This is a genomic window from Zophobihabitans entericus, from assembly GCF_011745665.1.
In the GTDB taxonomy this organism is placed as follows: domain Bacteria; phylum Pseudomonadota; class Gammaproteobacteria; order Enterobacterales; family Orbaceae; genus Zophobihabitans; species Zophobihabitans entericus.
Window position 1 is genome coordinate 337,036 of record NZ_CP050253.1, and the last position, 26,693, is coordinate 363,728.

At 38.4% G+C, this 26,693-nt stretch carries 22 protein-coding genes; 8 read left to right on the plus strand and 14 right to left on the minus strand.

The features are described from left to right. Positions 1-8: 8 nt before the first annotated feature. From hda to IPMB12_RS01595, 8 genes are all read right to left on the minus strand, one after another. A complete protein-coding gene (hda, locus tag IPMB12_RS01560) occupies positions 9-755 on the minus strand; it encodes a DnaA inactivator Hda (protein ID WP_166914280.1) in 747 nt (248 codons plus the stop codon). Between the two features lie 117 nt (positions 756-872). Further along, entirely contained in the window at positions 873-1,961 is a 1,089-nt protein-coding gene (locus tag IPMB12_RS01565) for a uracil-xanthine permease family protein (protein ID WP_166914282.1), read from the minus strand. 119 nt (positions 1,962-2,080) lie between these two features. After that, complete coding sequence (gene upp, locus IPMB12_RS01570) at positions 2,081-2,707, minus strand: uracil phosphoribosyltransferase (protein WP_166914284.1); 627 nt, start codon at positions 2,705-2,707, stop codon at positions 2,081-2,083. Positions 2,708-2,806: 99 nt separating this feature from the next. After that, positions 2,807-3,418, minus strand: coding sequence for a 16S rRNA (guanine(527)-N(7))-methyltransferase RsmG (rsmG, locus tag IPMB12_RS01575; RefSeq protein ID WP_166914287.1), 612 nt, complete (start codon positions 3,416-3,418; stop codon positions 2,807-2,809). Position 3,419: 1 nt separating this feature from the next. Beyond that, a complete protein-coding gene (gene mnmG, locus IPMB12_RS01580; RefSeq protein WP_166914289.1) occupies positions 3,420-5,324 on the minus strand; it encodes a tRNA uridine-5-carboxymethylaminomethyl(34) synthesis enzyme MnmG in 1,905 nt (634 codons plus the stop codon). Between the two features lie 886 nt (positions 5,325-6,210). Further along, on the minus strand, positions 6,211-9,018 hold the full coding sequence (polA, locus tag IPMB12_RS01585; protein ID WP_166914292.1) for a DNA polymerase I: 2,808 nt from the start codon (positions 9,016-9,018) through the stop codon (positions 6,211-6,213). Positions 9,019-9,100: 82 nt separating this feature from the next. Next, a complete protein-coding gene (locus tag IPMB12_RS01590) occupies positions 9,101-9,745 on the minus strand; it encodes a thioredoxin domain-containing protein (RefSeq protein WP_166914294.1) in 645 nt (214 codons plus the stop codon). A gap of 43 nt (positions 9,746-9,788) precedes the next feature. Further along, positions 9,789-10,058: a YihD family protein gene (locus IPMB12_RS01595; RefSeq protein WP_166914296.1), complete on the minus strand. Its 270-nt coding sequence runs from the start codon at positions 10,056-10,058 to the stop codon at positions 9,789-9,791. A gap of 81 nt (positions 10,059-10,139) precedes the next feature. On the opposite strand from IPMB12_RS01595, the gene mobA reads away from it, so the two are divergent. Both mobA and mobB read left to right on the plus strand, forming a co-directional pair. Continuing rightward, positions 10,140-10,718 carry a molybdenum cofactor guanylyltransferase MobA gene (gene mobA, locus IPMB12_RS01600; RefSeq protein WP_166914298.1) on the plus strand — a complete coding sequence of 193 codons (579 nt, stop codon included), beginning with the start codon at positions 10,140-10,142 and terminating at the stop codon, positions 10,716-10,718. Position 10,719: 1 nt separating this feature from the next. Further along, positions 10,720-11,205: a molybdopterin-guanine dinucleotide biosynthesis protein B gene (gene mobB / locus IPMB12_RS01605; RefSeq protein WP_166914300.1), complete on the plus strand. Its 486-nt coding sequence runs from the start codon at positions 10,720-10,722 to the stop codon at positions 11,203-11,205. A gap of 58 nt (positions 11,206-11,263) precedes the next feature. Here mobB and cobB read toward each other — a convergent pair whose 3' ends face one another. Next, positions 11,264-11,962, minus strand: coding sequence for a Sir2 family NAD+-dependent deacetylase (cobB, locus tag IPMB12_RS01610; RefSeq protein WP_166914302.1), 699 nt, complete (start codon positions 11,960-11,962; stop codon positions 11,264-11,266). 121 nt (positions 11,963-12,083) lie between these two features. Here cobB and IPMB12_RS01615 point away from each other — a divergent pair, with 121 nt between their 5' ends. The 3 genes from IPMB12_RS01615 to typA all read left to right on the plus strand — a co-directional run bounded on the left by IPMB12_RS01615 (position 12,084) and on the right by typA (position 15,389). Next, positions 12,084-12,989: a putative ABC transporter permease gene (locus IPMB12_RS01615; protein ID WP_208293521.1), complete on the plus strand. Its 906-nt coding sequence runs from the start codon at positions 12,084-12,086 to the stop codon at positions 12,987-12,989. After that, on the plus strand, positions 12,986-13,450 hold the full coding sequence (locus IPMB12_RS01620; RefSeq protein ID WP_166914306.1) for a GNAT family N-acetyltransferase: 465 nt from the start codon (positions 12,986-12,988) through the stop codon (positions 13,448-13,450). The genes IPMB12_RS01615 and IPMB12_RS01620 overlap by 4 nt, the downstream gene beginning before the upstream one ends. A gap of 112 nt (positions 13,451-13,562) precedes the next feature. Further along, positions 13,563-15,389 (plus strand): translational GTPase TypA, encoded by a 1,827-nt coding sequence (gene typA, locus IPMB12_RS01625; protein WP_166914308.1) that lies wholly within the window; start codon positions 13,563-13,565, stop codon positions 15,387-15,389. A 109-nt stretch (positions 15,390-15,498) separates the two neighbouring features. Here typA and IPMB12_RS01630 read toward each other — a convergent pair whose 3' ends face one another. The 3 genes from IPMB12_RS01630 to rpiA all read right to left on the minus strand — a co-directional run bounded on the left by IPMB12_RS01630 (position 15,499) and on the right by rpiA (position 18,659). After that, positions 15,499-16,308 (minus strand): hypothetical protein, encoded by an 810-nt coding sequence (locus IPMB12_RS01630; protein ID WP_166914310.1) that lies wholly within the window; start codon positions 16,306-16,308, stop codon positions 15,499-15,501. Positions 16,309-16,723: 415 nt separating this feature from the next. Then, on the minus strand, positions 16,724-17,965 hold the full coding sequence (gene serA, locus IPMB12_RS01635) for a phosphoglycerate dehydrogenase (protein WP_166914312.1): 1,242 nt from the start codon (positions 17,963-17,965) through the stop codon (positions 16,724-16,726). Between the two features lie 34 nt (positions 17,966-17,999). Then, positions 18,000-18,659, minus strand: a complete 660-nt coding sequence (gene rpiA / locus IPMB12_RS01640; RefSeq protein WP_166914314.1) for a ribose-5-phosphate isomerase RpiA — start codon at positions 18,657-18,659, stop codon at positions 18,000-18,002. Between the two features lie 169 nt (positions 18,660-18,828). Between rpiA and IPMB12_RS01645 the strand changes: the two genes are divergently transcribed. Continuing rightward, the gene (locus IPMB12_RS01645) at positions 18,829-19,731 is read left to right on the plus strand and encodes a LysR family transcriptional regulator ArgP (RefSeq protein WP_166914316.1); all 903 of its coding nucleotides are present in this window, start codon (positions 18,829-18,831) and stop codon (positions 19,729-19,731) included. 50 nt (positions 19,732-19,781) lie between these two features. Here the strand turns inward: IPMB12_RS01645 and satP are convergent, their stop codons facing one another. Then, the gene (gene satP, locus IPMB12_RS01650; protein WP_166914318.1) at positions 19,782-20,360 is read right to left on the minus strand and encodes an acetate uptake transporter; all 579 of its coding nucleotides are present in this window, start codon (positions 20,358-20,360) and stop codon (positions 19,782-19,784) included. Between the two features lie 310 nt (positions 20,361-20,670). Here satP and dnaK point away from each other — a divergent pair, with 310 nt between their 5' ends. Further along, a complete protein-coding gene (dnaK, locus tag IPMB12_RS01655) occupies positions 20,671-22,581 on the plus strand; it encodes a molecular chaperone DnaK (protein ID WP_166914320.1) in 1,911 nt (636 codons plus the stop codon). Between the two features lie 144 nt (positions 22,582-22,725). Next, positions 22,726-23,862, plus strand: coding sequence for a molecular chaperone DnaJ (dnaJ, locus tag IPMB12_RS01660; RefSeq protein WP_166914322.1), 1,137 nt, complete (start codon positions 22,726-22,728; stop codon positions 23,860-23,862). A gap of 71 nt (positions 23,863-23,933) precedes the next feature. On the opposite strand, the gene IPMB12_RS01665 is transcribed toward dnaJ, so the two are convergent. Then, on the minus strand, positions 23,934-26,636 hold the full coding sequence (locus tag IPMB12_RS01665; protein WP_166914325.1) for a sigma 54-interacting transcriptional regulator: 2,703 nt from the start codon (positions 26,634-26,636) through the stop codon (positions 23,934-23,936). Between the last annotated feature and the right edge of the window lie 57 nt (positions 26,637-26,693).

Below are 26,693 nucleotides of genomic sequence, written 5' to 3' on the forward strand. Positions count from 1 at the left end.
ACCTGAAACTACAACTCAAGCACCTCTTTAACAAAAGGAATAGTTAGTTTTCGTTGTTCGGTAATACTGGCAATATCCAGCTTTTCTAAATTGGTAAATAAAGTCCGCATATCTCGGTTCAGACGTTTTAATAAAAACAGACCTACTTCATCAGAGAGTTCAAATCCTCTTAGTTTTGCCCGTTGCTGCAAAGCAGCCAGTTTTTGTTGATCATCTAACTGCTGAAGGTGATAAATTTGCCCCCACTCAAGTCGTGAAGCCAAATCAGGTAAGCTTAAATTAAGCTGCTTTGGTGGCACATTACCAGCAATAATCAGGGTTGTTTGCTGATTTTCATACAAACGATTAAACAGATCAAAAATTGCTTCTTCCCACTTTCTTTGACCAGCTATAGCGTCAATATTATCTAAACAGATCAATGAACAATGTTCTAAACCTTCCAGCATTTCAGGTGCCAGCTCCTGATGCTGATCCAAAGGAATATATGTAATAATTTGATTTTCTTTAGATAATTCAAAGCAAGCAGCATGTAACAAATGTGTTTTACCCGCAGATGACGATGACCAAAAATAGACATAACGAAAATCAGGCACAGTGACTGACTCTGTTAACATATTTTTAAGTGTTTCAATCAGGATCGTATTATCACCTGTGTAGAAACTAACAAAAGTCTCATCATCAGGCAAAGAAACGGGTAATGGAATTTGCTGTGAACTGATCAGAATAGCCTCAATATATTGCTCATTTAATGTCAATAAGTATAGGTTTGCTTTAATAAAAAGCAATGATTTTGCCCAAATTAGCGTGAAATATTTAACGATATAAGTGATAGACAGCTTGTATCTTTATTCAAGATACAAGCTAAAAAGAGATTAGTGTGATTTAGGCAGGATGAGGTTTAGTACAATTGCTGCAATACCACATAAACTGATACCAGCCAGTACATAAGAACCAAAATCAAACACCATACCACCAATACCAAATACCAGTACCAGTGACACAATACACATATTTCTGGACACCGATAAATCGACTTTATGTTTAATCAAAATATTGATGCCAACAGAGGCGATAGAACCAAACAACAGAACCATAATGCCACCCATTACAACTGATGGAATAGTATGTAGGAAGGCGCCTACTTTCCCAATAAAGGACATCACCACCGCCCAGATTGCCGCCCACGTCATAACACGAGTTTTAAAGTTACGAGTCAATGTCACAGCACCAATAACTTCTGCATAAGTAATACATGGCGGTCCGCCAAAGAACCCGGCTGTTGATGTAGCCAGCCCGTCACCAAGTAATGTACGTTGCAGACCTGGATCACGCGTATAATCTTTACCAGTTACTGAACCAATCGCCATGATATCACCGACGTGTTCAATCGTTGGAGCAATAACAATTGGGATCATATACAGGACTGCCTGCCATTTAAATTCCGGGAAAGTAAAAGCTGGCATACTAAACCACGGTGCATCGATCACTGGCTGGAAGTTAACAATACCAAAGAAACAAGAAAGAACATAACCAACGATGATACCGGCAATGATTGGGATTAGTTTTAAAAATCCTTTAGCCCAGATAGCAAACACCAGTGTTGTTACCAGTGAAGCCATAGAAATAATAATTAACTGATAGCTTTCAATCGCTACCGGAAACTCAGCTACAAGTCCACCAAGTGTGGCTGGAATTCCCCACTGTGCAACCCCATAAGAAATCGGTGCAATAAACGCAAAAGATGATGCTAAAAATACCGGTACTTTACCTTTGGTCGTGATCTGAAAAATTAATGTACCAATTCCGGCAGTAAACAGTGCTACATTGGGATTAAGCCCGGTTAAAAGTGGCACTAAAACCAGTGCGCCAAAAGCCACAAAAAGCATCTGTGCTCCGGTAAAAATATCCTGCCAGGAGTGACTCTGCTTTTCTGTTAATGGTGTTGTTTCAATTGAACTCATATTATCTCTCTTTGTTAATCGCGCTTTAGATTGATTTAACGTTTGCTACTATTTACTTACAACTTACTACAAACTTCATGGACGTAAAAAAACCGGCTTAGCCGGTCTAAAAAATGAGATTATTTGGTTCCGAAGATTTTATCACCGGCATCTCCCAGCCCTGGTAATATGTATCCCTTCTCATTCAGCCTTTCGTCAATTGATGCCGTATACAATTCAACATCCGGATGGGCTTTTTCCAACGCTGCAATACCCTCAGGCGCAGCAACTAAAACTAATACTTTAATATTTGAACAACCTTGTTGTTTTAGCAGATCGATAGTCGCAATCATAGAACCACCTGTTGCAAGCATAGGATCAACAACAAGTGCAATACGATTTTCAATATCAGAAGTTAATTTTTGGAAATAAGGAACAGGCTCAAGTGTTTCTTCATCACGATAGAAACCAACAACACTAATTCTGGCACTTGGTACGTGCTCAAGCACACCGTCCATCATACCAAGACCTGCTCTTAGAATAGGAACAACAGTAATTTTTTTACCTTTAATTCTGTCCACAACAATAGGACCACACCAGCCCTGAATGGTTACTTTTTCTGTTTCTAGATCAGAGGTTGCTTCGTAAGTTAATAAACTACCAACTTCACCAGCTAATTCACGGAAATCTTTGGTACTAATATCATGTTCACGCATCAGACCAATTTTATGACGAACGAGGGGATGTTTTACTTCAACGATTTTCATTAAGAACCTCAGTAGATTAATAGCCACTGAGCGGAAATAATAGCACAATTTGCCTGTTATTGATAACAAAAAATAATAGTTTTTATCACTTATTGTTAGTTATTTGATAATAATGAGATGGCGCTCACCAACGAGTTCGGGGATATCGAGCTTAATTGATTTTTCAATTTTATAGTTTACCGGTAGCTTAGCAATTTCATCTTCTGGATAAGTGCCTTTTAATGCGTAAAAAGCTCCTTGTGAATTAGGTAAATGATGACACCACTGAATCATATCCTGCAAAGAAGCAAAAGCACGACTAATAACACCATCAAATTTTTCTTCAGTAAATTCTTCAATTCGGCTTTGTACTGGAGTCACATTTTTAATGCCCAGATCAAACTGAACCTGTTTTAAAAAACGAATCCGTTTACCTAAACTATCAACCAGCGTAAAATGGCTTTCTGGTTTAACAATCGCTAATGGAATGCCAGGTAATCCCGGACCAGTTCCTACATCAATAAACTGATTTCCAACCAGATAGGGTGCAACAACTAAGCTATCAATAATATGTTTGACCAGCATCTCTTGTGGGTCTCTGACAGAAGTCAGGTTATAAGCTTTATTCCATTTATCCAGTAACTTAACATAACCAACCAGCTGATCTATTTGTTGATCAGTGATCTTTATCTCTGTTTTGCTAAGTAACTGAATAAGTTTTGCTTTTAACATATTATTGATCTTTATTTTGACGTTCTTTATTAAGATAGTTTTTCTTTTTCAGATAAACTAAAAGCATAGAAATTGCAGCTGGTGTAACACCAGAAATACGAGAAGCCTGACCAATTGATGTTGGCTTATGCTGATTAAATTTAGCTACCACTTCATTAGAGAGGCCTGAGATATCTTCATAACGAATTTGTGTTGGGATCATCGTCTCTTCATTACGACGCTGACGTTCAATTTCTTCTATCTGGCGATCAATATAACCATCATATTTAACCTGAATTTCAACCTGTTCAGCAGCCTGAGGATCAGTTAAACCTGGGGCAAAAGCAGACAGTGAACTCAATGCCAGATAAGTCATTTCCGGACGTTTAAGCAGTTCTTCACCATTGGCTTCTTTAGAGAGATCTTTACTAAGCACGGCATTGATTTCAGCAATACTTTCAACATGAGGATGAACCCAAATTTGACGTAAACGTTGACGTTCAAGTTCAATGGATTCCATTTTTTCACTAAATACCTGCCAGCGATGATCATCAATAAGTCCAAATTTACGACTGATTTCTGTCAGACGAGCATCAGCATTATCTTCACGCAGCATTAAGCGATATTCAGCGCGAGAGGTAAACATACGATAAGGTTCTTTAGTACCAAGCGTACAAAGATCATCAACCAGAACACCTAAATAAGCCTGATCACGGGTTGGATACCAGCCTTCCTGTTCATGAGCAAACAGAGCTGCATTAAGACCAGCAAGCAGACCTTGTGCAGCCGCTTCTTCATAACCTGTCGTACCATTAACCTGACCGGCAAAAAATAGCCCTTTGATCATTTTGCTTTCCAAAGTTTGTTTTAAATCCCTTGGATCAAAATAATCATATTCAATGGCATAACCAGGTCTGACAATACGGGCATTTTCCAGACCTTTCATCGTTCTGACAAAAGCCAGCTGCGTATCAAAAGGTAAACTGGTTGAAATACCATTTGGGTAAATTTCATTACTGGTTAAGCCTTCAGGTTCTAAATAAATTTGGTGCGAATTACGATCAGCAAAACGCATAATCTTATCTTCAATTGACGGGCAATAACGCGGACCAATTCCCTCAATAACCCCTGTATACATAGGACTACGATCTAAACTATTACGAATAATATCGTGGGTATTTTCGTTAGTAGAGGTCACATAGCATGGAATTTGTCTCGGATGCTCATCCGCACTACCTAAAAATGAGAATACCGGTGCTGGCGTATCACCATATTGTGTGCCAAGTACTGAAAGATCAATAGATCTGATATCTATTCTTGGTGGTGTTCCTGTTTTTAAACGGCCCATTCTAAACGGGTATTTATGAAATGATTTAGATAAGCCAACAGAAGAAGGATCTCCGGTACGACCACCACTGTAATTTTCAAGACCTATATGGATTTTACCATCAAGGAAAGTCCCTGTTGTAATCACCACAGATTTAGCTTTAAATTTAACACCCATTTGAGTAACAACCCCAAGAATCTGATCATTTTCGATAATCAAATCTTCTACAGATTGTTGAAATAGCATTAAATTTTCCTGATTTTCCAGTGCTATTCTGACAGCTTCTCTGTATAGCGATCTATCTGCTTGTGCACGGGTTGCGCGAACAGCAGGTCCTTTACTGGCATTTAAAATTCTAAACTGGATCCCGGCTTTATCTGTCACTTTAGCCATCAGTCCACCCATGGCATCGATCTCTTTTACCAGATGCCCTTTACCAATACCACCAATGGCTGGATTACAAGACATTTGGCCAAGAGTATTGATATTATGGGTTAACAGTAATGTTTTTCTCCCCATTCTTGCTGATGCCATAGCAGCTTCAGTGCCTGCATGACCACCACCAACAATAATGACATCAAAAAGATCAGGGTAAAACATAAAAACCTCTAAATAGGATGGATAGATTAAGACTTAAATTTTTCAGGTAGAGATTGTACTCGTCTTTTAAAAATCTTCAAATGATCTTGTTTTAAGATCTTTTAATATAAAAAGGATCTTTTTAAATGAATTCTTATTTTTTTTACTATTAAGCTGCCTGTAATCTGTTGATATCTAATTTTTTCTTATTTAATTCAGGATATTAAGGTCAGTTAAATCCTGTTAATTAATTTTATTAATGTTGTTTATAAATTGGGGATATGTAAGGTATTTATCCACAGGTATATTAAAGTATAAAGTTATTCTGTTTGTAATCACAGGTTTTAAGGTCAGTTTACCACAAAGTTATCCACAAAAAATAAGGTTTGATTGCCTGTTATATAGACAAAAAGTAGAAAATAACTACTCTTTTAGTCCATAAAAAACCACCTTAACGGTGGCTTAAATTTTATTTTTGGTTTGAATTATCAAATTTGTTGTAGCTTTCTTGCATACAAAAATCAAAGTAGGAATTTTCAATATCATCACCATTATATGAATAAACAAAGCTTATCACTGGTTTCATGAGTTCTTGTTGCTGCGTTGAATTAAGCGTATTTAATAACTGACTTTCTGTACTTCCTTTGTTTTTAGCTGCATATATAAGGAACAATTCTGTCAGTTTGATAACACATATAAGCATCTATTTGAGCCTGCTTATAAATAGCTGCATTCATAACCGAGCTATACATATCAATTGAAGTGTTTTCATTTTCAGCACTAATGGCATAAAAAGGGATTAGAAATAAGGCAAGAGAAAGTTTTTTCATAGTGATGATTTGTTAAATACAGGATGATGAAATAGTATCATCATCCTGGTTAACGTCCAAATTTATGGTGTAGAAAATTAGTGGGCTTCATCCCAGTTATCACCAATTCCGGCATCGACTTTTAAAGGGGTAGAGAGTTTAAAGCAGTTTTCCATTTTGTCTTTGATTTCTTTAGATATTTGTTCAACCAGTGACTCTTTTACTTCAAAAACCAGCTCATCGTGTACCTGCATGATCATACGGATATCGTCGTTATTTCTCTGTTCTATCCATTTATTAATATCAATCATGGCTGTTTTTATGATATCTGCTGCAGTACCTTGCATTGGTGCGTTAATAGCTGCCCGTTCAGCGCCTTTTCTTTCAATAGCACTGCTTGATTTTATGCTTGGCAGATATAAGCGACGACCAGATACTGTTTCAACATAACCTTGTTCTGTTGCCAGTTGTCTGGTTTCTTCCATATAAGTTTGGATTCCCGGGTAGCGTTCAAAGTATCGGTCGATATAGAATTGTGCTTCTTTACGTGCAATTCCCAGTTGTCTGGCCAGCCCAAAGGCACTCATACCATAAATGAGTCCAAAGTTAACGGCTTTAGCATTACGGCGTTGTTCAGATGTGACTGTATCTTCCGGTATTCCCAGTGTTTCCGCTGCAGTTACGCGATGAATATCCTTACCTTGTTCAAAAGCTGCCAGCAAGCCTTTATCTTTAGACAGATGTGCCATAATACGCAGCTCAATTTGTGAATAGTCGGCAGAGATGATCTTATATCCTTTTGGTGCGATAAAAGCCTGACGAATTTTACGACCTTCTTCATTCCTGACCGGGATATTTTGTAAGTTAGGATCGCTCGAAGAGAGGCGTCCGGTAATTGTACCGGTTTGATTATAACTAGTATGAATACGGTGATCTTTAGGGCTTACCATTAATGGTAATTTATCTGTATAAGTATTTTTTAACTTAGCTAAGCCACGATATTTTAAAATAATTTTCGGTAATTCAAAGTCATGAGCTAACTCAGTTAATACCTCTTCATTGGTAGAAGGATCGCCTTTAGGTGTTTTTTTAATTACTGGAAGACTTAACTTTTCAAATAAGATTTTTTGTAACTGTTTTGGTGAAGCCGGATTAAATTCTTCACCTGCCAGAAGGTACATCTCTTCTTCTAATTGCTTAAGTTTTTCAGCCAGCTCAGCGGAGTATTCAATCAGAAGTTCTTTGTTAATCAGTACACCTGTGGTTTCCATTTTAGATAATACTTCAACCAGTGGCATTTCTATATTGGTAAAGATATCAGCCAGTTTACTGTCAGCTTTAAGCTGCTGCCACATACTATGATGCAGCTGTAATGTTACATCAGCATCTTCTGCAGCGTATTTGCTGACTTCTTCAATTTCTATTTCATCAATTGAGAACTGTTGATTACCTTTTTTGGTGAGTTCAGTATAAGTAATGGTTTGATGATTAAGATGTTTAAGTGCTAAGGTATCCATATCATGGCGGTTATTACTATTTAATATGTAAGACTCAAGCATAGTGTCATAAGTCAGGCCTTTAACAATCACTCCATATTGCGCCAGAACATTGCAATCAAATTTTAAATTTTGGCCTATTTTTTTGATCTTCTCATTTTCCATAATAGGTTTAATTTTTGCTATTACTTCACCAAGTGGTAGCTGATCAGGGACCCCTAAATAAAAATGATTAACTGGCAGGTAGGCAGCTTTACCCGGTTCAATACAAAATGATAGTCCAATCAGTAAAGTATCCGTACTATTTAAGCTGTTAGTTTCTGTGTCAAAAGCAAACTGCTCTGCTTTAGCTAGTTGATCTAACCATTTATCCAACTCTTTATGGGTTAAAATAGTTTCATAACCTTGTTCAACTTTAATCATGCTGTGTTTAACAGTAGATTCAGGTTGGTGATGAGTTACATTATTTTTAGCTGGTTGCGCAGCTACTGGTGCTGGTGGCTCTGCACCATCACCATTCAGATTGATAAATTTATTATTATTGATATCAGCGATCCAGCGATTAAATCCATAATAAGCAAACAATTCACTTAGTTGACTCATATCCGGCACTTTTGGCTGAAGTTGCTCAGCTGTAATATCCAGTTCAATATCTGTCTTTATTGTTGCCAGTTTATAAGAGAGCATTGCTTCATCTTTATTAGTCAGTAATTTTTCTTTTAAGGATTTGGCACCGCGGATAGACAGATTAGCTACTTCATCAATATTTTCATAAATACTTTTCAAACCCGGTAGTGCACTGAGTAAAGCTGAGGCGGTTTTTTCGCCAATACCAGGTACGCCCGGAATATTATCTGATTTATCACCCATCAAGGCCAGGAAATCGATGATAAGTTCTGGTGGCACGCCAAATTTATCGACTACACCTTGTGGAGTCAGTACTGAATTAGTCATGGTATTGATTAGAGTAATTTTGTCAGATACCAGCTGTGCCATATCTTTATCACCGGTACTGATAAGTACATCAATACCTCTTTGTTCACAGTGTAATGCGATAGTACCAATAACATCATCTGCCTCAACACCTTCAATACAAAAGAGTGGTAGACCCATAGCAGTTATTATTTTATGAATAGGTTCAACCTGTAGAATAAGATCGTCAGGCATTGCTTCACGCGTTGCTTTATATTCTTTGTAAAGCTCATTTCTAAATGAACCACCTTTAGCATCAAAGACAACGGCAATATGTTTAGGTTTATATTGATTGATTAAACTTCTTAGCATATTGATAACGCCGAAGATAGCACCAGTTGGTTCACCTTTAGAGTTAGTCAGTGGAGGGCAGGCAAAGAATGCACGGTAAAGATAAGATGAACCGTCGATCAGAATAATAGGGGAAGAATCTTTCATAGAATTTTCACTTCTTTTTAATAAGTTGAAAATAGGATAAAGCAAAAACGCACTTAATGTGCGTTTTTATAGAGAAAATTATTTATTTTTGCTCGACGAGATAATTAATTACCCGAACATAGTCTTTCATAATGGCTTCATTGGAAGAAGCATCTAGACCACGCTGATTTATTGCATACTTACCATTAACAAATAGTGTTGGAATAGAGGCTGGTTTTAATTCACTAATTGCTGTTGCCTGCTGAGCCATAAACATTTTAGCGGGTAAACTATTTTTGGTTTTATTGTACTCTTCTTCTGACACACCAAGTTTTACGAATACGTTTATGATATCGTCAGCTGATTTGATTGAACGCTCTTTGTGAATAGCGTTATACATAGCATCAGAAAATTTATCCTGAATATTAAGGATATTTGCTACAGCCCAACCTTCAGAGAGTGCAGCACCATTAGCACCAAAGCTTTCTAAGTTATATTTTTTGAAAACCACACCTTCAGGCAGGCTTTCTTTGATCAGTTCTGCACCTTTAACTTGTGTATCAAAGATATAACATGCACTACAGTTAAATGAGAAAATCTCAACCACTTCTTTTTGTGGAGAAGGGAATTTTTGTAATACAAAGTATTGTTTACCATCTTCAATGGGTGCGCCTGCAGCACTGTCTGCTGCATAACTGACGACTGAAAATAGTAATGCACCAATAAATACCATTAATTTTTTCATCATAATCCTCTTTTGTATTGAATATACAGTTCCGTGTATATATTAATTAATCTTTTAAAATTCCGCGAGCTCTAAGTAACGCAGTTTTAAAATCTTCTTCATAATCTTTTTTCAGACCTGGAATTGCTTCCGTCTTGTCTGTACCACGCATTTTCAGGTGATAAATTAAAATTTCATCACTCAAATCAGCCAGATTACCCTCATAGCCCGCTTCCTGAGCCAGCTTTTGTAAAAATTGTACCAGATTTAAATCACTGTCTTGTTGCCAGGCAGGTAAAATCAGTTCCATCAATTCATTGACACGATGACATTTCATTATCTATTATCCGATTAATTTACTATGGTTTATTATAGTAATCATATTTTGTTTTTTATCAATAATAGTGAGTGAATAATTATGCTAAAACCACCAATTACAGCGATAATTTTAGCTGGAGGTAAAGGTACCAGAATGGGTGGTCAGGATAAAGGCTTGATGATGCTTAAAAATCGTCCGGTTTATCTACACATTATTGATAAATTACAACCGCAAGTAAGTAGCATCATGATCAATGCTAATCGCAATCAGGATATTTATTGCCAGTCAGGTTATCCGGTTTTTGCCGATTTAATGGCTGATTATCAGGGACCTCTGGCTGGTATTTATAGCGGACTTTATTATGCTAAAACTGATTGGGTACTCTTTGTCAGTTGTGACACACCATTTTTACCCACTAATTTAGTAGACAAATTGTGGCAACAAATGGGTAAGCATAAAATAGCTTATGTTTATGATGGTGAACGTAATCACCCAACATTAATGTTAATTAATAAGTCACAAATCACGGATTTAAAAAATTATCTGGATAATAATGACAGAAAGCTACAGATCTTTTTAGCGGGTCAGGATAGTATTGCGGTAGATTTTAGTGAGCAAAAATTAAGTTTTACCAATATTAATACTCAAGAAGAACTAGATTACTGGAATAAACAATAAAATGAAATTACTCGGTATTAGTGGTTATAGCGGCTCAGGCAAAACAACACTACTTACTCAATTGATCCCGCTGTTAAAACAGGAAGGGCTTAGTGTGGCATTAATCAAACATTCTCATCACAATATGGACATTGATGTTCCCGGTAAAGATAGTTATGAACTGCGTAAAGCAGGTGCTGATCAGGTGATTGTTGCATGTGATAAACGCTGGGCCATGATAGCAGAAACTGAAAGTAAGCCAGTGTCATTGGCTGAACTGGCTGAAAAATTTTCTGATGTCGATCTTGTACTTGTCGAAGGTTTTAAAGACGAACCTATTGATAAAATTATTTGTCACCGTGCAGCAACGGGTAAAAACCCTTATGTGGATGATAAAACACTGGCTTTTGCGACAGATATTTTCCTCAATATTCCTCTGCCGCTGTTTGAAATTAATGACTATCAGGCAATTAAGAATTTTATTCTTGAATGGTATCACGTAAAGTAGATTATTAACCTAATTTAACTCTTATCTTTTTTCACAGCTAATTTAGAACATAATTCTATTATTTTTTAAACTTTTCAATTAATGTATCCACAAATTCCGGAACGACTTTACTCGCTGGACCATAAATCTTTTGATCAAATAAGTTATTACCAAGGCTGGGTTCTAAATTGAGTTCAATTGTCTTTACGTTATGTTGTCTGGCAAATTGCACAAATCCGGCTGCCGGATAAACATTGCCAGATGTACCAATAGAGATAAAATAATCAGCACGTGCTAAGGCATCATAAATATAAGACATATCCAAGGGAATTTCACCAAACCAGACGATATGGGGACGAAGATACTTGTTCCTGGTGTAATCCACATCATAATCACAAAATATCACTTCGTTAGTCATCTCATTACGGATTTTCAGTAACTCTCCATGCATATGAATAATTTGTGTTGTTCCCGCTTTTTCGTGCAAGTTATCGACATTTTGTGTTACAACTAACACATTATCCTGACCTAATTGCTGTTCTAGCTGAGCTACAGCAAAATGTGCGGCATTGGGCTGAACCTGAGGATCATTCAGTTTACGACGCAACATATTATAAAATTCATGTACCTTAATTGGATCGCGCTGATAACCTTCATAAGTGGCGACTTCATTAACGTCATGCCCTTCCCATAAGCCGTTTTGGGCCCTAAAGGTAGACAAGCCAGATTCTGCAGAAATACCGGCGCCAGTTAAAATAACAATAAAAGGTTTTTTCATGATTTTATCTCTGCTTTTAATTTGTTAGTGCAAATATTATCTTATCATAAATATTTGTTCATAAATCAGACAAAGATTTATGTATAATGATGATATCAATTCTCAAGCTAATGAGGTCAGGATGGATACCGTTTATCTGTTAAAAGTTATCCTTTATTTCTTCTTGTATAGCGTGATTGGTTGGATTTCTGAAGTTATCTACTGTTCTGTTATTGATAAAAAATTGGTCAATCGGGGGTTTTTGTTTGGCCCTTACTGCCCCATTTATGGTTTTGGTTCACTGATTATTTTAAAGCTATTACTGCCCATTGATCTGTTTCCAGTACTGTTGTTCTTTAGTGCCATTATTGCCTGTACGTTGCTTGAATATGTCACTAGTGTAGTAATGGAAAAACTCTTCAATATGCGCTGGTGGGATTATTCATCACACAAATTTAACTATCAGGGACGTATTTGCGTTTGGAATTCATTTCTGTTTGGTATTATGGGAATGGTGATTGTGTATGTTGTACACCCTTTTGTTTCTGATATTGTTGAGCATTTTTCTCAGGGTCCGATTGAGTTAATTGGTGGCGCTATTATTCTGATTATGTCAGTTGATTTTATTTTATCGTTATTCTCAGTTATTCGTCTTTCTGGCCGCCTGAAAGAAGTAAAAGTCCTGTTTGATAAACTGAAAGATTCACTGGAAGACGTTGACTGGTATATCAAAAATGATGTGGCTGAAACGATAGAACATCTGATTGAAAAGCGTGAAGCAGTAAAACATCTAACACAGGATTCTGATTTATCGTCAGCCCCTCATTTATCACCAAACTCTCAGTTATTGCTGGAAAAAATAGATGAATTTGATCCGGGTAGTAAAAATTTAAAAAAATGGCTGAGAATTTCTCGTATGGTTGATTTACAAAGGCGTCATTCGCCACTGGCGATCATTAAAACTTATGTGGAATATCCGGTACATCGATTATCACAAAAAAACACGATTGAAAAAATTAATCACTTTCAAAATAAAGATAAGTCATGATCATTCGTTCTTTTACTATGCAGGATACTAAAGCGATCGCTGATCTGTTTTATGCTGCGGTACACCAGATTCCTGATGATATCTACAATCAGGCGCAAAAAGAGGCGTGGGCACCAAAACCTGATTATGACTTATGGGCACAACGATTGTTAAAAACACAGCCTTTTATTGCTGAAAAACAAGGTGTCATCGTTGGTTTTGCTGAGTTTGATAACAGCGGATATATTGATTGTTTTTATGTGCATCCGGACTTCCAAAAACAGCATATTGGCACTTTTTTATATCAATACTTAGAGCAACAGGCGATACGACAAAATTGCCAGAATCTCACCGTATATGCATCAACAGTCGCTTATTCTTTCTTTATAAAACACGGTTTTTTATGTCTGCGAGAAAATCAGGTTATTCGCAACGATCTGATATTAAATAATTACTTAATGACAAAAAAATTATTTGAGTAACAAATGAGCAATTATTTTTTGATCTTTTTATCAATAAAATATGAGATCTTGATCAACATTTAGCCGAAATAGGTATATAATATCGCGCTTACTTTATCCTTTGGAAAAAATTGTGATTACTAATTTACGAAATATTGCCATCATCGCTCACGTCGACCATGGTAAGACGACACTAGTTGATAAACTATTAAAATTATCAGGTACCCTTGTTAATCAACGCGGTGATGATACTGAACGTGTAATGGATTCAAATGCGCTGGAAAAAGAGCGTGGAATTACTATTTTAGCTAAAAATACGGCAATCAATTGGAATGGCTATCGTATTAATATCGTAGATACCCCAGGACATGCCGACTTCGGTGGTGAAGTTGAACGCGTAATGTCTATGGTTGACTCAGTATTACTTGTGGTTGATGCGATGGATGGCCCAATGCCACAAACTCGCTTTGTAACACAAAAAGCGTTTGCTAATGGTTTAAAACCAATTGTAGTTATTAATAAAGTCGACCGTCCGGGCGCTCGTCCTGACTGGGTTGTGGATCAGGTTTTTGATCTCTTTGTTAACTTAGGTGCGACCGATGAGCAACTTGATTTCCCAATCATTTATGCATCAGCGCTGATGGGTATTGCTGGTCTTGATCATGAGACAATGGCACCAAACATGGACCCATTATTTGAAGCGATCATCAAATATGTTGAGCCACCGAAAGTAGATTTAGATGGCCCATTCCAGATGCAAATTTCTCAACTTGATTACAATAACTACGTTGGTGTTATCGGCATTGGTCGTATCAAACGTGGTCGCGTAAAACCAGGTCAACAAGTCACAATCATTGATACCGAAGGTAAAAAACATAACGGTAAAGTGGGTCAGGTTCTTGGTCACTTAGGTTTACAACGCTATGAAGTAGAAGTTGCTGAAGCGGGTGATATCATTGCAATTACGGGTCTTGGTGAACTGAACATTTCTGATACAATTTGTGATGTGAATGCTGTTGAAGCACTACCAGCACTGAGTGTTGATGAACCAACAGTAAGTATGTTCTTTAACGTCAACAACTCACCGTTTGCTGGTAAAGAAGGTAAATATGTTACCTCTCGTCAAATTCTTGACCGCCTGAAAAAAGAGTTAGTACATAACGTAGCGTTACGCGTAGAAGAGACACCAGATCCGGATGCATTCCGTGTTTCTGGTCGTGGTGAATTACACCTTTCTGTACTGATCGAAAATATGCGTCGTGAAGGTTATGAAATGGGTGTGTCGCGTCCAAAAGTAATCTATAAAGAGATCGACGGCCGTAAGCAAGAACCATTTGAACAAGTCACTATCGATATCGAAGAGCAACATCAGGGTTCTGTGATGGAAGCGCTGGGTATTCGTAAAGGCGACTTAACGAATATGGTTCCGGATGGTAAAGGTCGTGTGCGTCTTGATTATATTATTCCAAGCCGTGGTTTAATTGGTTTCAGAACTGAATTTATGACCATGACTTCTGGTACTGGTTTACTGTATTCAACATTCAGCCATTATGATGATATTCGTGCTGGTGAGATTGGTCAGCGTAACAACGGTGTTATGATTTCTAACGGTACAGGTAAAGCGCTGGCATATGCTCTTTACAGCTTACAGGATCGCGGTAAATTATTCCTTGGTCACGGTGCTGAGATTTATGAAGGCCAAATCATTGGTATTCATACACGTTCTAACGACTTAACCGTTAATGCCTTAACCGGTAAAAAATTAACGAACATGCGTGCGTCAGGTACGGATGAAGCAACAACATTATCACCACCAGTGAAAATGTCATTAGAACAAGCACTTGAGTTCATTGATGATGATGAATTAGTAGAAGTCACTCCATTATCAATCCGTTTACGTAAACGTCATTTAACTGAAAATGACCGTAAACGTGCTTATCGTAGTGGTAACAGAGACTAATATATAAAAAAGCCATAAAACCGTTAATACAATTGGTTTTATGGCTTTAAGTTGTTATGTAGCCTACCTTAAAAATCAGTTCATTTTAATACTTCATTTTTTATAATGATTAGAAGGCGATAGATGTCTTAGTCAGCTGGCCTTTTGCATCGACTAAATAATTTTGTTTACTGATATTTAATAACGTCATATTTTTATGTAAACGCGCTTGTATTGTTAAGGCGTTAAAATCATCAAACTTATCTCCGTTTAATGTCCATTCAACATTACCATTAAATGTATTCACTTTACGAATAACAAAAGCTGAACCAGTGCCGCCAATTTGCTTTGTTAAAAGAATCAGATTATTACTATCTGCATAAAGCGTTTTGGGTGTGTAGTAATTTTGCTGCGCAGTTAAGTCTTTAACATTTGGGATACGGCGGTTTGTTGAATTATCAATAGCACTGAAGCTACCATCAGAGTTTTTAATTAAGGTTACCAGTTTTGCGTCATTAGGCTCTAAACTTTGTGTAATAAATGTAGCTTTTACAATATTGTAGGTTTTATCTGCATTTGGATGATACAGATAAACCGTTCTTGGATAAGGATCTGTTGTTTGAGCCGTCGGTTTATTTTGTGTAGTTGTTGGCGTGCTTGTTCTCATATCTGGCGCAGGATCTGCCACTTGAGGCGCGTTTGTTAAAGGTCTGGTTGGTGCTTCACTGGTAACACGTGCCGTTGTGTTTGTTGAGTTATTGGTGCCTGGTGTTATTGCTGCTATTTGTTCAGCTTGTTCTGAGGCATTATCTTGTTCCATCCAGTCCATTGCTGCCAGGTAACCAGTAACGCCAATAACAATAAGCGCAATAACAATGAGCATTGGTTTTTGGGAAGATTGATTTGGTGTAGAGACTAAAGATCCACGATCTGATTTCATTATATTTTCTCTTCGTTTGTTTTTATTTTTGAGCATAATAGCATTTTTTTGTGATGAAATCAGTGATGGATGATGGGATTAAAATTGTTTAGGTTTTTAAAAGCGCGACTAAAAACCGAGATGTTATTAGCTTGGTGTTTGGCGGGGAGCACGCCTCCGTAGGCGTGTTATCTTTGGTAATGTGGCTGGTTCCGTGGGTTTGATGGCTTACCGCACCCCATAGGCACCCGCTCGTCAGGCTCGCTAAGACCTATGAGGTACGCTCTCCATCAAATTTGGCACCTTAAGGTTTGATAATTTGGCTAACCAAAGCAGTGCCTTTTCAATCTTAAATATATAACCAATTGAATAATATAAATAATATCTTTATTCTTGTTGGTATAATAAAAGCGCGACGATGTCGCGCAATTTATACTTAGAACAGGAGTCGGGCTCGGATTGTGCCGGGAACACTTTTTAGTTTGACCAGCGTGTCTTCAGCCTGTGCTTCGGTGATACTGTCGATATCAATAACCACGTAACCAATATCCGGATTGGTTTGTAAGTACTGACCGGAGATGTTTAAACCTTGTTCAGCAAATAATTGGTTGATTGAGGTCAAAACACCTGGCTGGTTTTTGTGGATATTTAAGAAGCGGCTGACACCTTTAGCCGGAATCGGTAATGATGCTTCCGGGAAGTTGACCGCAGAAAGTGTTGAGCCGGTATCTGAGTATTTGCCTAGTTTGTTAGCGACTTCAATGCCGATGTTTTCCTGCGCTTCTTCAGTTGATCCACCAATATGTGGTGTTAAAATGACATTATCAAAAACACTCAGCGGTGATTCAAATGGATCACTGTTAGTCGCTGGTTCTTTTGGGAATACGTCTACCGCGGCTCCTGCTAAATGCTTAGTTTCCAGTGCTTCAGCCAGGGCTTCAATATCAACCACTTTACCACGTGCCGCATTAATTAAGATGGCGCCTTGTTTCATCTGAGATAACTCAACTTTACTGATCATATTTTTAGTTGAGCTATTTTCTGGTACATGCATTGAGATAACGTCACAGGTACTTAAAAGTTCTTTTAAAGTGCGAACTTGTCTGGCGTTACCCATTGAGAGTTTGGTTTCAATATCATAAAAATAGACTTTCATACCAAGAGATTCAGCCAGAACGCTAAGCTGGCTACCAATATGACCATAACCAATGATACCGAGTTTTTTGCCACGCGCTTCATAAGCACCAACGGCAATTTTGTTCCACTTGCCTTTATGAGCAGAAGCATTGGCTTCTGGTACACGGCGTAGTAGTAAAATTAATTCACCAAGCACCAGCTCTGCCACTGAGCGGGTATTTGAATACGGGGCATTAAAGACCGGAATACCTCGTTTAGCTGCAGCGGTCAGATCAACCTGATTGGTACCGATACAGAAACAGCCAATCCCAGCCAGTTTTGGTGCAGCAGCGAGAATTTCATCGGTGAGTTTAGTACGAGAGCGGATACCAATAAAACGAGCATCTTTGATTGCTTCTTTGAGCTCTTCATTATCCAGAGCACCTTTATAGTATTCGATATTGGTGTAACCAGCGGCTTTTAAGGTTTCAATTGCGCTTTGATGAACACCTTCCAGAAGTAAAAACTTATTTTCATCTTTTGTTAATGCTTGAACTGCCATTTTAGAGCCTCACATATCAGTCGTTACTGATAATTTAAAGTTTTAATTCTTTGACACCGTTAGCTGTACCTATGAGAGCCACATTTGCACCGCGATTAGCAAATAAGCCTACAGTTACCACACCAGCAATATTGTTTATTTTGGTTTCCAGCGTGATCGGCTCACTGATCAACAGATCATGTATGTCTAAAATCACGTTACCATTGTCTGTGATGACGCCTTGTCGGTAAATTGGTCGACCGCCTAGTTTAAAGAGTTCTCTGGCGACATAGGAACGAGCCATTGGAATGACCTCAACCGGTAGTGGGAATTTACCCAGCACATCAACCACTTTTGACTCATCGGCGATACAGATAAATTTTTTGGCAATAGCGGCAATAATTTTTTCACGTGTCAGTGCTGCGCCACCACCTTTGATCATCTGCATATGGTGGTTAATCTCATCGGCACCATCAACGTAAATATCTAAGCTATCGACTTCATTGGCATCAAAAACAGGAATGCCATAACTCTTCAATTTAGCGGTGGATGCCTCGGAACTGGAGACGGTACCTTTAATTTGGTCTTTCATGGAAGCCAGTGCATCAATAAAATGAGATGCTGTGGAGCCTGTTCCTACACCAACAATAGTACCTGGCTGAACAAATTTTAATGCTGACCAGCCTACCGCTTTTTTGAGTTCGTCTTGAGTCATAGCCACCTCTGTAATAAAATTTAAAAGCAATCTTGATAAAGATATGGCATAGTAACCAATCAAGCAATAAAAATCATTATGAATACTCAACATAATGAGAAATAAATCGAATAACCAAGCAAAATCAATTAAAAGATAAACGACGTCCTGTCACGTCAAGGTAAATGGTATGAAACGTCCTGATTATAGAGCCTTACAGGCACTCGATGCTGTCATCTCTGAGCGCGGTTTTGAACGTGCAGCAGAGAAGTTATGTATCACGCAGCCAGCGGTCTCCCAGCGTATCAAGCAGCTGGAGAGTTTTTTTGGTCAACAATTATTAGTCAGAACCGTTCCACCAAAAGCGACCAAGCAGGGCGAGCATTTACTTGGTCTTTTGCATCAGGTTGAACTTCTTGAGCAGCAGTGGCTGGGTGATAATGACCATAATTCTATGCCACTTTCACTTGCTATTGCAGTGAATGCTGACTCCTTAGCGACCTGGTTTTTACCCGCGCTTAAACCAGTGATGGACAAAAATAATGCCCGTTTTGATCTGCAGGTAAAAGATGAGGAACACGCGCTGGATATGCTGCGTCTTGGGACAGTCGTCGGCGCTATCAGTATTCAGTCACAACCCTTACCGGGCTGTTTGTGTGACTTCTTAGGTGCGTTGGATTATATCTTTGTCGCGTCACCAGATTTTGCTAAAAAACATTTTCCAAATGGCGTGACTAAGCTGGCTTTGCTTAAAGCACCGGCTGTTGCGTTTGATCACTTAGATGATATGCATCAGGCATTTTTGCAGGAAAACTTTAGCTTAGCGCCGGGTAGTGTGTCTTGTCATATCACGACTTCATCAGAAGCTTTTGTGCAACTGGCTTTACAAGGTTCAGCATGTTGTATGATCCCACGTTTACAAGTGGATCAGGCTCTAAAAGAAGGTAAATTGATCGATTTAACGCTTGGTTTATATCAGCGTCGGATGTTGTACTGGCACCGTTTTGCGCCGGAGAGTAATACCATGGTGGCAATTTCAGAAGCGTTGATTAATTATACCCGTCGGGTACTTTGGCATCCAAATAAAGACTAGATTAGAAGTAAATCAAAGGGGTTTATAACCCTTTGATTTTATTGAATAAATTAATGATTACTACCTTTTGGAGCTCCAATTGGAAGAATAGTACGACCGTACATTTCATTTAATACTTCAGCCATCGCAAGGTAAATAGCACTTGCACCACAGATAATTCCTTCAAATCCAGCAATATTTAAAATCGCTTTGCTACCTGTGATATTACCAATTGCTAGTAAAGCAAACAGAATTGTTAAGCTACCAAAAACAAATTGCAGACCACGATTAGCTTTAAATGTGCCAAGGAACATAAAGAATGTAAAGATGCCCCATAATGCAAGGAAGATACCTAAGAAGGTATGATCAGTTGGTGCGGTTGCTGCTGAAGTTGGTAAATACCAGATACCGACTAAAGCGATCCAGAAGAAACCATAAGAAGTAAAGGCAGTTGTACCAAAAGTATTACCTTTACGGAATTCTAAAATACCAGCGATAACTTGTGCTAAACCACCGTAGAAAATTCCCATTGAAACGATTGCTGTTTCAACCGGGAAGAAACCGGCGTTATGAATGTTAAGTAAGATTGTTGTCATACCAAAACCCATCAGACCTAGTGGACCCGGGTTTGCTAACTTTGTTGTTTCCATAATTAACCTTGTTTTATCAATTGATTGAAGTGTTTTGAATTGCTGCTGAAGAATTTCAGCGAAATCGGTGCGCGCATCATAAAGGGCAACAGTTTTTCAATCAATAGATTAGTAAAAATATTTTCATTTTCCCCCTTGATGTTACTTATTTGATCCCCATCTTTATCTCAACAAGGCAATTCCCCCTAGGTTTTTTAAGGATAAAAGCTCTTTTGAACAAATAATAGACAAAAGTTACCTTGAAAAGTTGGAAAGCAGACCTATATATGGGAAATGATTGAAATCACAGTTTTTAGGAGAAAGGTTAATTATGGGTAAAATTATTGGTATCGACTTAGGAACAACAAACTCATGTGTTGCTGTTATGGACGGTGGTCAGGCTAAAGTACTTGAGAACGCAGAAGGCGATCGTACAACGCCATCGATTATTGCATATACGCAAGATGGTGAGATTCTTGTTGGTCAGCCGGCAAAACGTCAGGCTGTGACTAATCCACAAAATACATTATTTGCGATCAAACGTTTAATTGGTCGTCGTTATGAAGACGCTGAAGTTCAGCGCGACGTAAGCATCATGCCATACAAAATTGTTAAAGCTGACAATGGTGATGCATGGGTTGATGTTAAAGGTCAAAAAATTGCTCCGCCACAAATCTCTGCTGAAGTATTGAAAAAAATGAAAAAGACAGCAGAAGACTATTTAGGTGAGAAAGTAACAGAAGCAGTTATTACTGTTCCTGCATATTTTAACGATGCTCAGCGTCAGGCAACTAAAGATGCGGGTCGTATCGCAGGTCTTGAAGTTAAACGTATTATCAACGAACCAACAGCTGCTGCACTGGCTTATGGTTTAGATAAAGATGTAGGTAACCGCACTATCGCTGTTTATGATCTCGGTGGTGGTACATTTGATATCTCTATCATCGAAATCGATGACGTAGATGGTGAAAAAACATTTGAAGTACTTGCAACTAACGGTGACACACACTTAGGTGGTGAAGACTTTGACTCACGTGTAATCAACTATTTAGTTGATGAGTTTAAACGTGAACAAGGCTTTGATCTGAAAAATGATCCGCTGGCAATGCAACGTTTAAAAGAAGCAGCAGAAAAAGCGAAAATTGAATTATCTTCTGCACAGCAAACAGATATCAACTTACCGTATATCACTGCTGATGCAACAGGTCCAAAACATTTAAATATCAAAGTAACACGTGCAAAACTTGAATCTTTAGTTGAAGATTTAGTGAAACGCTCAATTGAGCCGGTTAAAGTCGCACTAAAAGATGCCGGTTTATCAGTATCTGATATTCAGGACGTGATTTTAGTTGGTGGTCAGACTCGTATGCCAATGGTGCAAAAAGCGGTTTCTGACTTCTTTGGTAAAGAGCCACGTAAAGACGTAAACCCTGACGAAGCAGTAGCCGTTGGTGCTGCGGTACAAGGTGGTGTACTTGGTGGTGATGTTAAAGACGTATTATTACTAGACGTAACTCCATTATCACTTGGTATTGAAACTATGGGTGGTGTGATGACGTCTCTGATTGAGAAAAACACGACTATCCCAACTAAACATAGTCAAGTATTCTCAACAGCTGAAGATAATCAGTCAGCAGTAACAATTCACGTGTTACAAGGTGAACGTAAACGTGCGATGGATAATAAATCATTAGGTCAGTTTAACCTTGATGGTATCCAGGCTGCACCACGCGGTATGCCACAAATTGAAGTAACATTTGATATTGATGCAGATGGTATCTTACACGTATCAGCAAAAGATAAGAACAGTGGTCGTGAACAAAACATTACCATTAAAGCGTCTTCAGGTTTAAGTGAAGAAGAGATCAAACAAATGGTTCGTGATGCAGAAATGAATGCTGAAACTGACCGTAAGTTTGAAGAGTTAGCACAAATTCGTAACCAGGCGGATCATCTAATCCACGGTACTCGTAAACAATTAAGTGAAGCGGGTAGCCAGTTACCGGAAGATGATAAGAAAGCAATCGAAGAAGCAGTAAATGCTCTTGAAACTGCAGCTCGTGGTGAAGATAAAGCTGATATCGAAGCGAAAATTCAGGCATTAGTTGAAGTGTCTAAGAAACTACTTGATATGGCACAACAAAATGCTCAGGCACAACAAGCAGGCGGTAACAATGCTGGTGCCCAGGCTGATGATAATGTTGTTGATGCAGACTTCAAAGAAGTTGATGACAACAAATAATGCGTAATGACTGATTCAAAAAACATTCGTTTTAGATAAGGGAATACATCAAAACGGGCAAGAGGTAACTCAAGCCCGTTTATCTGTTTATACAGATATCGATTTTATAACTAGATAAATAATAAGAGTTAATTAAGGTAAAGTATGGCTAAACAAGACTATTATGAACTACTTGGCGTTGGCCGCGATGCTGATGAACGAGAAATAAAGAAAGCCTATAAACGCCTTGCTATGAAATATCACCCGGATAAAAATCAGGATGATAAGGCCACGGCAGAAGCTAAGTTTAAAGAAATAAAAGAAGCGTATGAGATCTTAACCGATCCACAAAAGAAAGCCGCTTATGATCAATATGGACATGCAGCATTTGAGCAAGGTGCTGGTGGCGGAGGCTTCGGTGGTGGTGGTTTTGGCGGAGCTGGCTTTGGTGACGCATTTGGCGATATCTTTAGTGAGTTCTTTGGTGGCGGAGGCGGCGGAAGGCGTCAACAGGCCTCTCGTGGTTCTGACCTGCAATATAATATCAATTTAACGCTGGAAGAAGCTGCCAAAGGCGTGACTAAAGAGATCAAAGTACCAACCATGGTTGAGTGTGATGTTTGTCATGGCGTAGGTACTGAGAAAGCGTCTGATGTGGTGACTTGTACAACCTGTCATGGTGCGGGTGTGGTACAGATGCGTCAGGGATTCTTTGCGGTACAACAAGAGTGCCCAACCTGTCACGGGCGTGGTAAAACGATCAAAAATCCATGTAAAAAATGTCATGGTGATGGTCGTATTCAAAAAACCAAAACCTTATCAGTGACTATTCCTGCAGGTGTAGATACTGGTAATCGTATTCGTCTTTCTGGTGAAGGTGAAGCCGGTCGCAATGGTGCTCCTTCTGGTGATTTATATGTTCAGGTGCAAGTTAAACAACATGCTATCTTTGAACGTGATGATATTAACCTGCACTGTGAAGTACCGATTAATATCGTAATGGCAGCACTTGGTGGTAGTATTGAAGTGCCGACGCTGGATGGCAAAGTCAGTTTAACTATTCCGGCTGAAACACAGACTGGTAAAGTGTTCCGCCTGCGCGGTAAAGGTATTAAGTCACTACGCAGTTCAAGTGTTGGTGACTTATTCTGCCACGCAGTAATTGAAACGCCGGTTAATTTAACTAATAAACAAAAAGAGTTACTCAAAGAGTTAGGCGAAAGTTTTGGTGACGAACATAGTTCTAAGCATAGTCCAAAAGCAAAATCCTTCTTTGAAAAAGTGAAAAAATTCTTTGATTAATTAGAAGAGTAAAATGCAAAAAGCCACTAGTCATAGTGGCTTTTTTATTCTTTATAATTTGGATATATCACTTAGGCGTGATTAAAGAATTTAAGGATATAACAGATCTCATCATCCGGAATTGTGGTATTGAGTTTACGCTCAAAACGTTTTAGCTCCTGCTTGATAATATTAAATTCGCTTTGGTAGCGGTTAATGTAATTCTCTTTATCTAAGAACTTAATAGTACTTGGTTTGCCATTAACCAGCTGCTCCAGCATACAGGCGATATGCATCACTAAACCAATTAACGTATTGTTAGATAAGTGAATATTAAATTGTTTACTGATATTTTCGTTAAACAGTTTAATGTCAGACAGTAAATTACGCTGATCAATATTGCTAAGAATATTAGATAGTGTTTTCTCTATCAGTGAGTAGATTGTCTCAATATCAATAAGTTGCTGCAATCTGTTGATGTTATCTTCATACAGCAGAGAAGTCAGATCAAACTGCGCAATAGCAGTATTAAAGTTAAATGGGCTGATAATAGCTACAATTACATAATCCTGCTGAATTCGGACGATCTCTTGATAGATATCATTGTCTTTGTTGGGCAGGTCAAACGAGATAATATCCAGGATATTCTTACGATAAGAGAGTGTTTTCATCAACAGTTCTTTGGTGATATGAGTGCTCTTATTGTTAGGAATATTAATAATCAAAATCGCCAGTTTTTTATTAACAATACTCTCTTCTTTCTCGATGACTACTGGCACTTCCTGCGTGATGGAGTTCACCATGATAACATTTTGGTAGACATCTTGTAGTGAATGGCCATTAGCGGCATTTTGAATCGCTTCGATAATATGTAGCGTACTGACTAATTGAATGGTGCGGGTATTAACGTGGCAACGCTGCTCGATCTCTTCACCAAAGGTTTTCAGTGAGCCCATATCAACCAGCAGCAGAACGTCAGAGCGTCCGCCGGTTGAATGCAGATACTCAACAATCTTATCTAAGATAACTTGTGGCTGTGCATTTAATGGTACGTCAAAGGCCATGGCATATTCCATACTGAGCAGCTCGTGTGCAGTGTGCGTCATGGCTGTTGCAGTTTGAGTACCATGGGCAATCACAATAACCTGTACGTTATTATGTGGTGCAATCGTGTGATCATTACCGTAGATGAAGAACATCGCCAGGTAGGCGGCTTCATCGATTGGGATCGTGATATCCATAATGTGTTCAATAGTACGCAGACAATCCAGTGCGGCATTAAATTCACGCGGGTAATTAGTCCGGATTTTATTTAGCTGTGGATGGCTAATTGTCTGATGGTTGTTAATGCGTTTTAATGTGCTCTCAATATGGGTGGCTAAACTGTAATAAATACTGCCATTTAGCTCACGTTGTAGCGCTTGCTCGGTGTAATCGATCAGGGTTTCTGTTAAGCGCAGAATCTTAGTAGAGATAATATTTTTCAGCTTATTAATATCGTATCTTTTAGGATTGTTATACACATAAGTCTGAAAATAATCCTGAATATCCTGCTCGATCTCTTCTTCCAGCTGAGAGGTTTCAACCCCTTGTGTTTTGAGTTCTGTGATGCGACGGTTAACGATATCGTAGATATCGCTGGTCTGATTGTTCTCATATAAAATATTGTTATCTTCACCCTGGAAAATGATATTTTTACGATTGATACCAATGATCTTGTTCCAGGTCTGGCGATGCTTGGTCTCAATCAAAAGTGCAGAGCTGATATGTGGTGGTAACAGTGAGCTATTGATATAGATATGTTCTGGCTGATTGCCTGAGATATATTTAGCGTAAGCAGCGGCGCAGATAAAGCGAATATCCGATTTTAGCTGACCGATATTATTGGGGCAATCATAACCAAGCAGGGCACGCAGCGCGTTGCTGGATACCACAATCTTCTCTTTTAACTGCGCTGATTCGATATTAAAAAAGTGTTGAATCAGACTAAAACGTTCTTCAAAGCTTCTTTCCCGCAGCGGTGGTAAGGTAATCAGCATTGGAAAACGACGGGTAAACGTCCTGAGTAATGCTGAGTTTGGATCTTCTGTCGTGGCAGAGATAATTCGAACTGTGGCAGTGCGCTCTTCTGTTTCACCTAAGCGGTGGAAAATTCCCTTATCAATGAAAGTGAAGAAAATTTCTTGTCCTTCCGGAGACAGGCGATGAACCTCATCTAAAAACAGAAAACCATTATGGGCTTTTTCAATTAAACCCATGCGATCTTCAATTGCACCGCTATATGCCCCTTTTTTACTACCAAATAGTTGAGCAAGTAGTAGTTGCGGGTTACTGGCATAGTCAGCACAATTAAAGTGAATAAAGGGTGCATCATCATTAATTTTATGAATCTTTTTGGCATAGTCATAAATAAGTTCGGCAAACATCGATTTACCTACGCCAGTTTCGCCAAGTATCAGCATGTTCATGCCATTAGGTGGATAGAAAATGGCAGCTTTGGCTTGTTCAATCAGGGTATGTAAACTGGTATTGGTCTCAACAAACTTATCAAATTGATCATAATGCTGCTTAGCAGGTGAAGTTGAGTCTGACTGAGTACCGAGTGTCGGAAAATATTTAACCGGCTTACCTTTATTCTTGATGACCTTTTCTTGCTGTACCAATAAATTCAGGTCATTACTGACATTTGCTCTGGAGTAGTTGAGAAGATCAGCCAACTGCTGAGTGGTGATTCCATCGGGATAAGTAGGGGCAATTTCTTGTAACTTATTGTAAATAATATCAATTCTTAGCATATCTTATTCTTCTTAATTGTGTTTTAAAACACATTTACATTATTTCAGATAATGTGT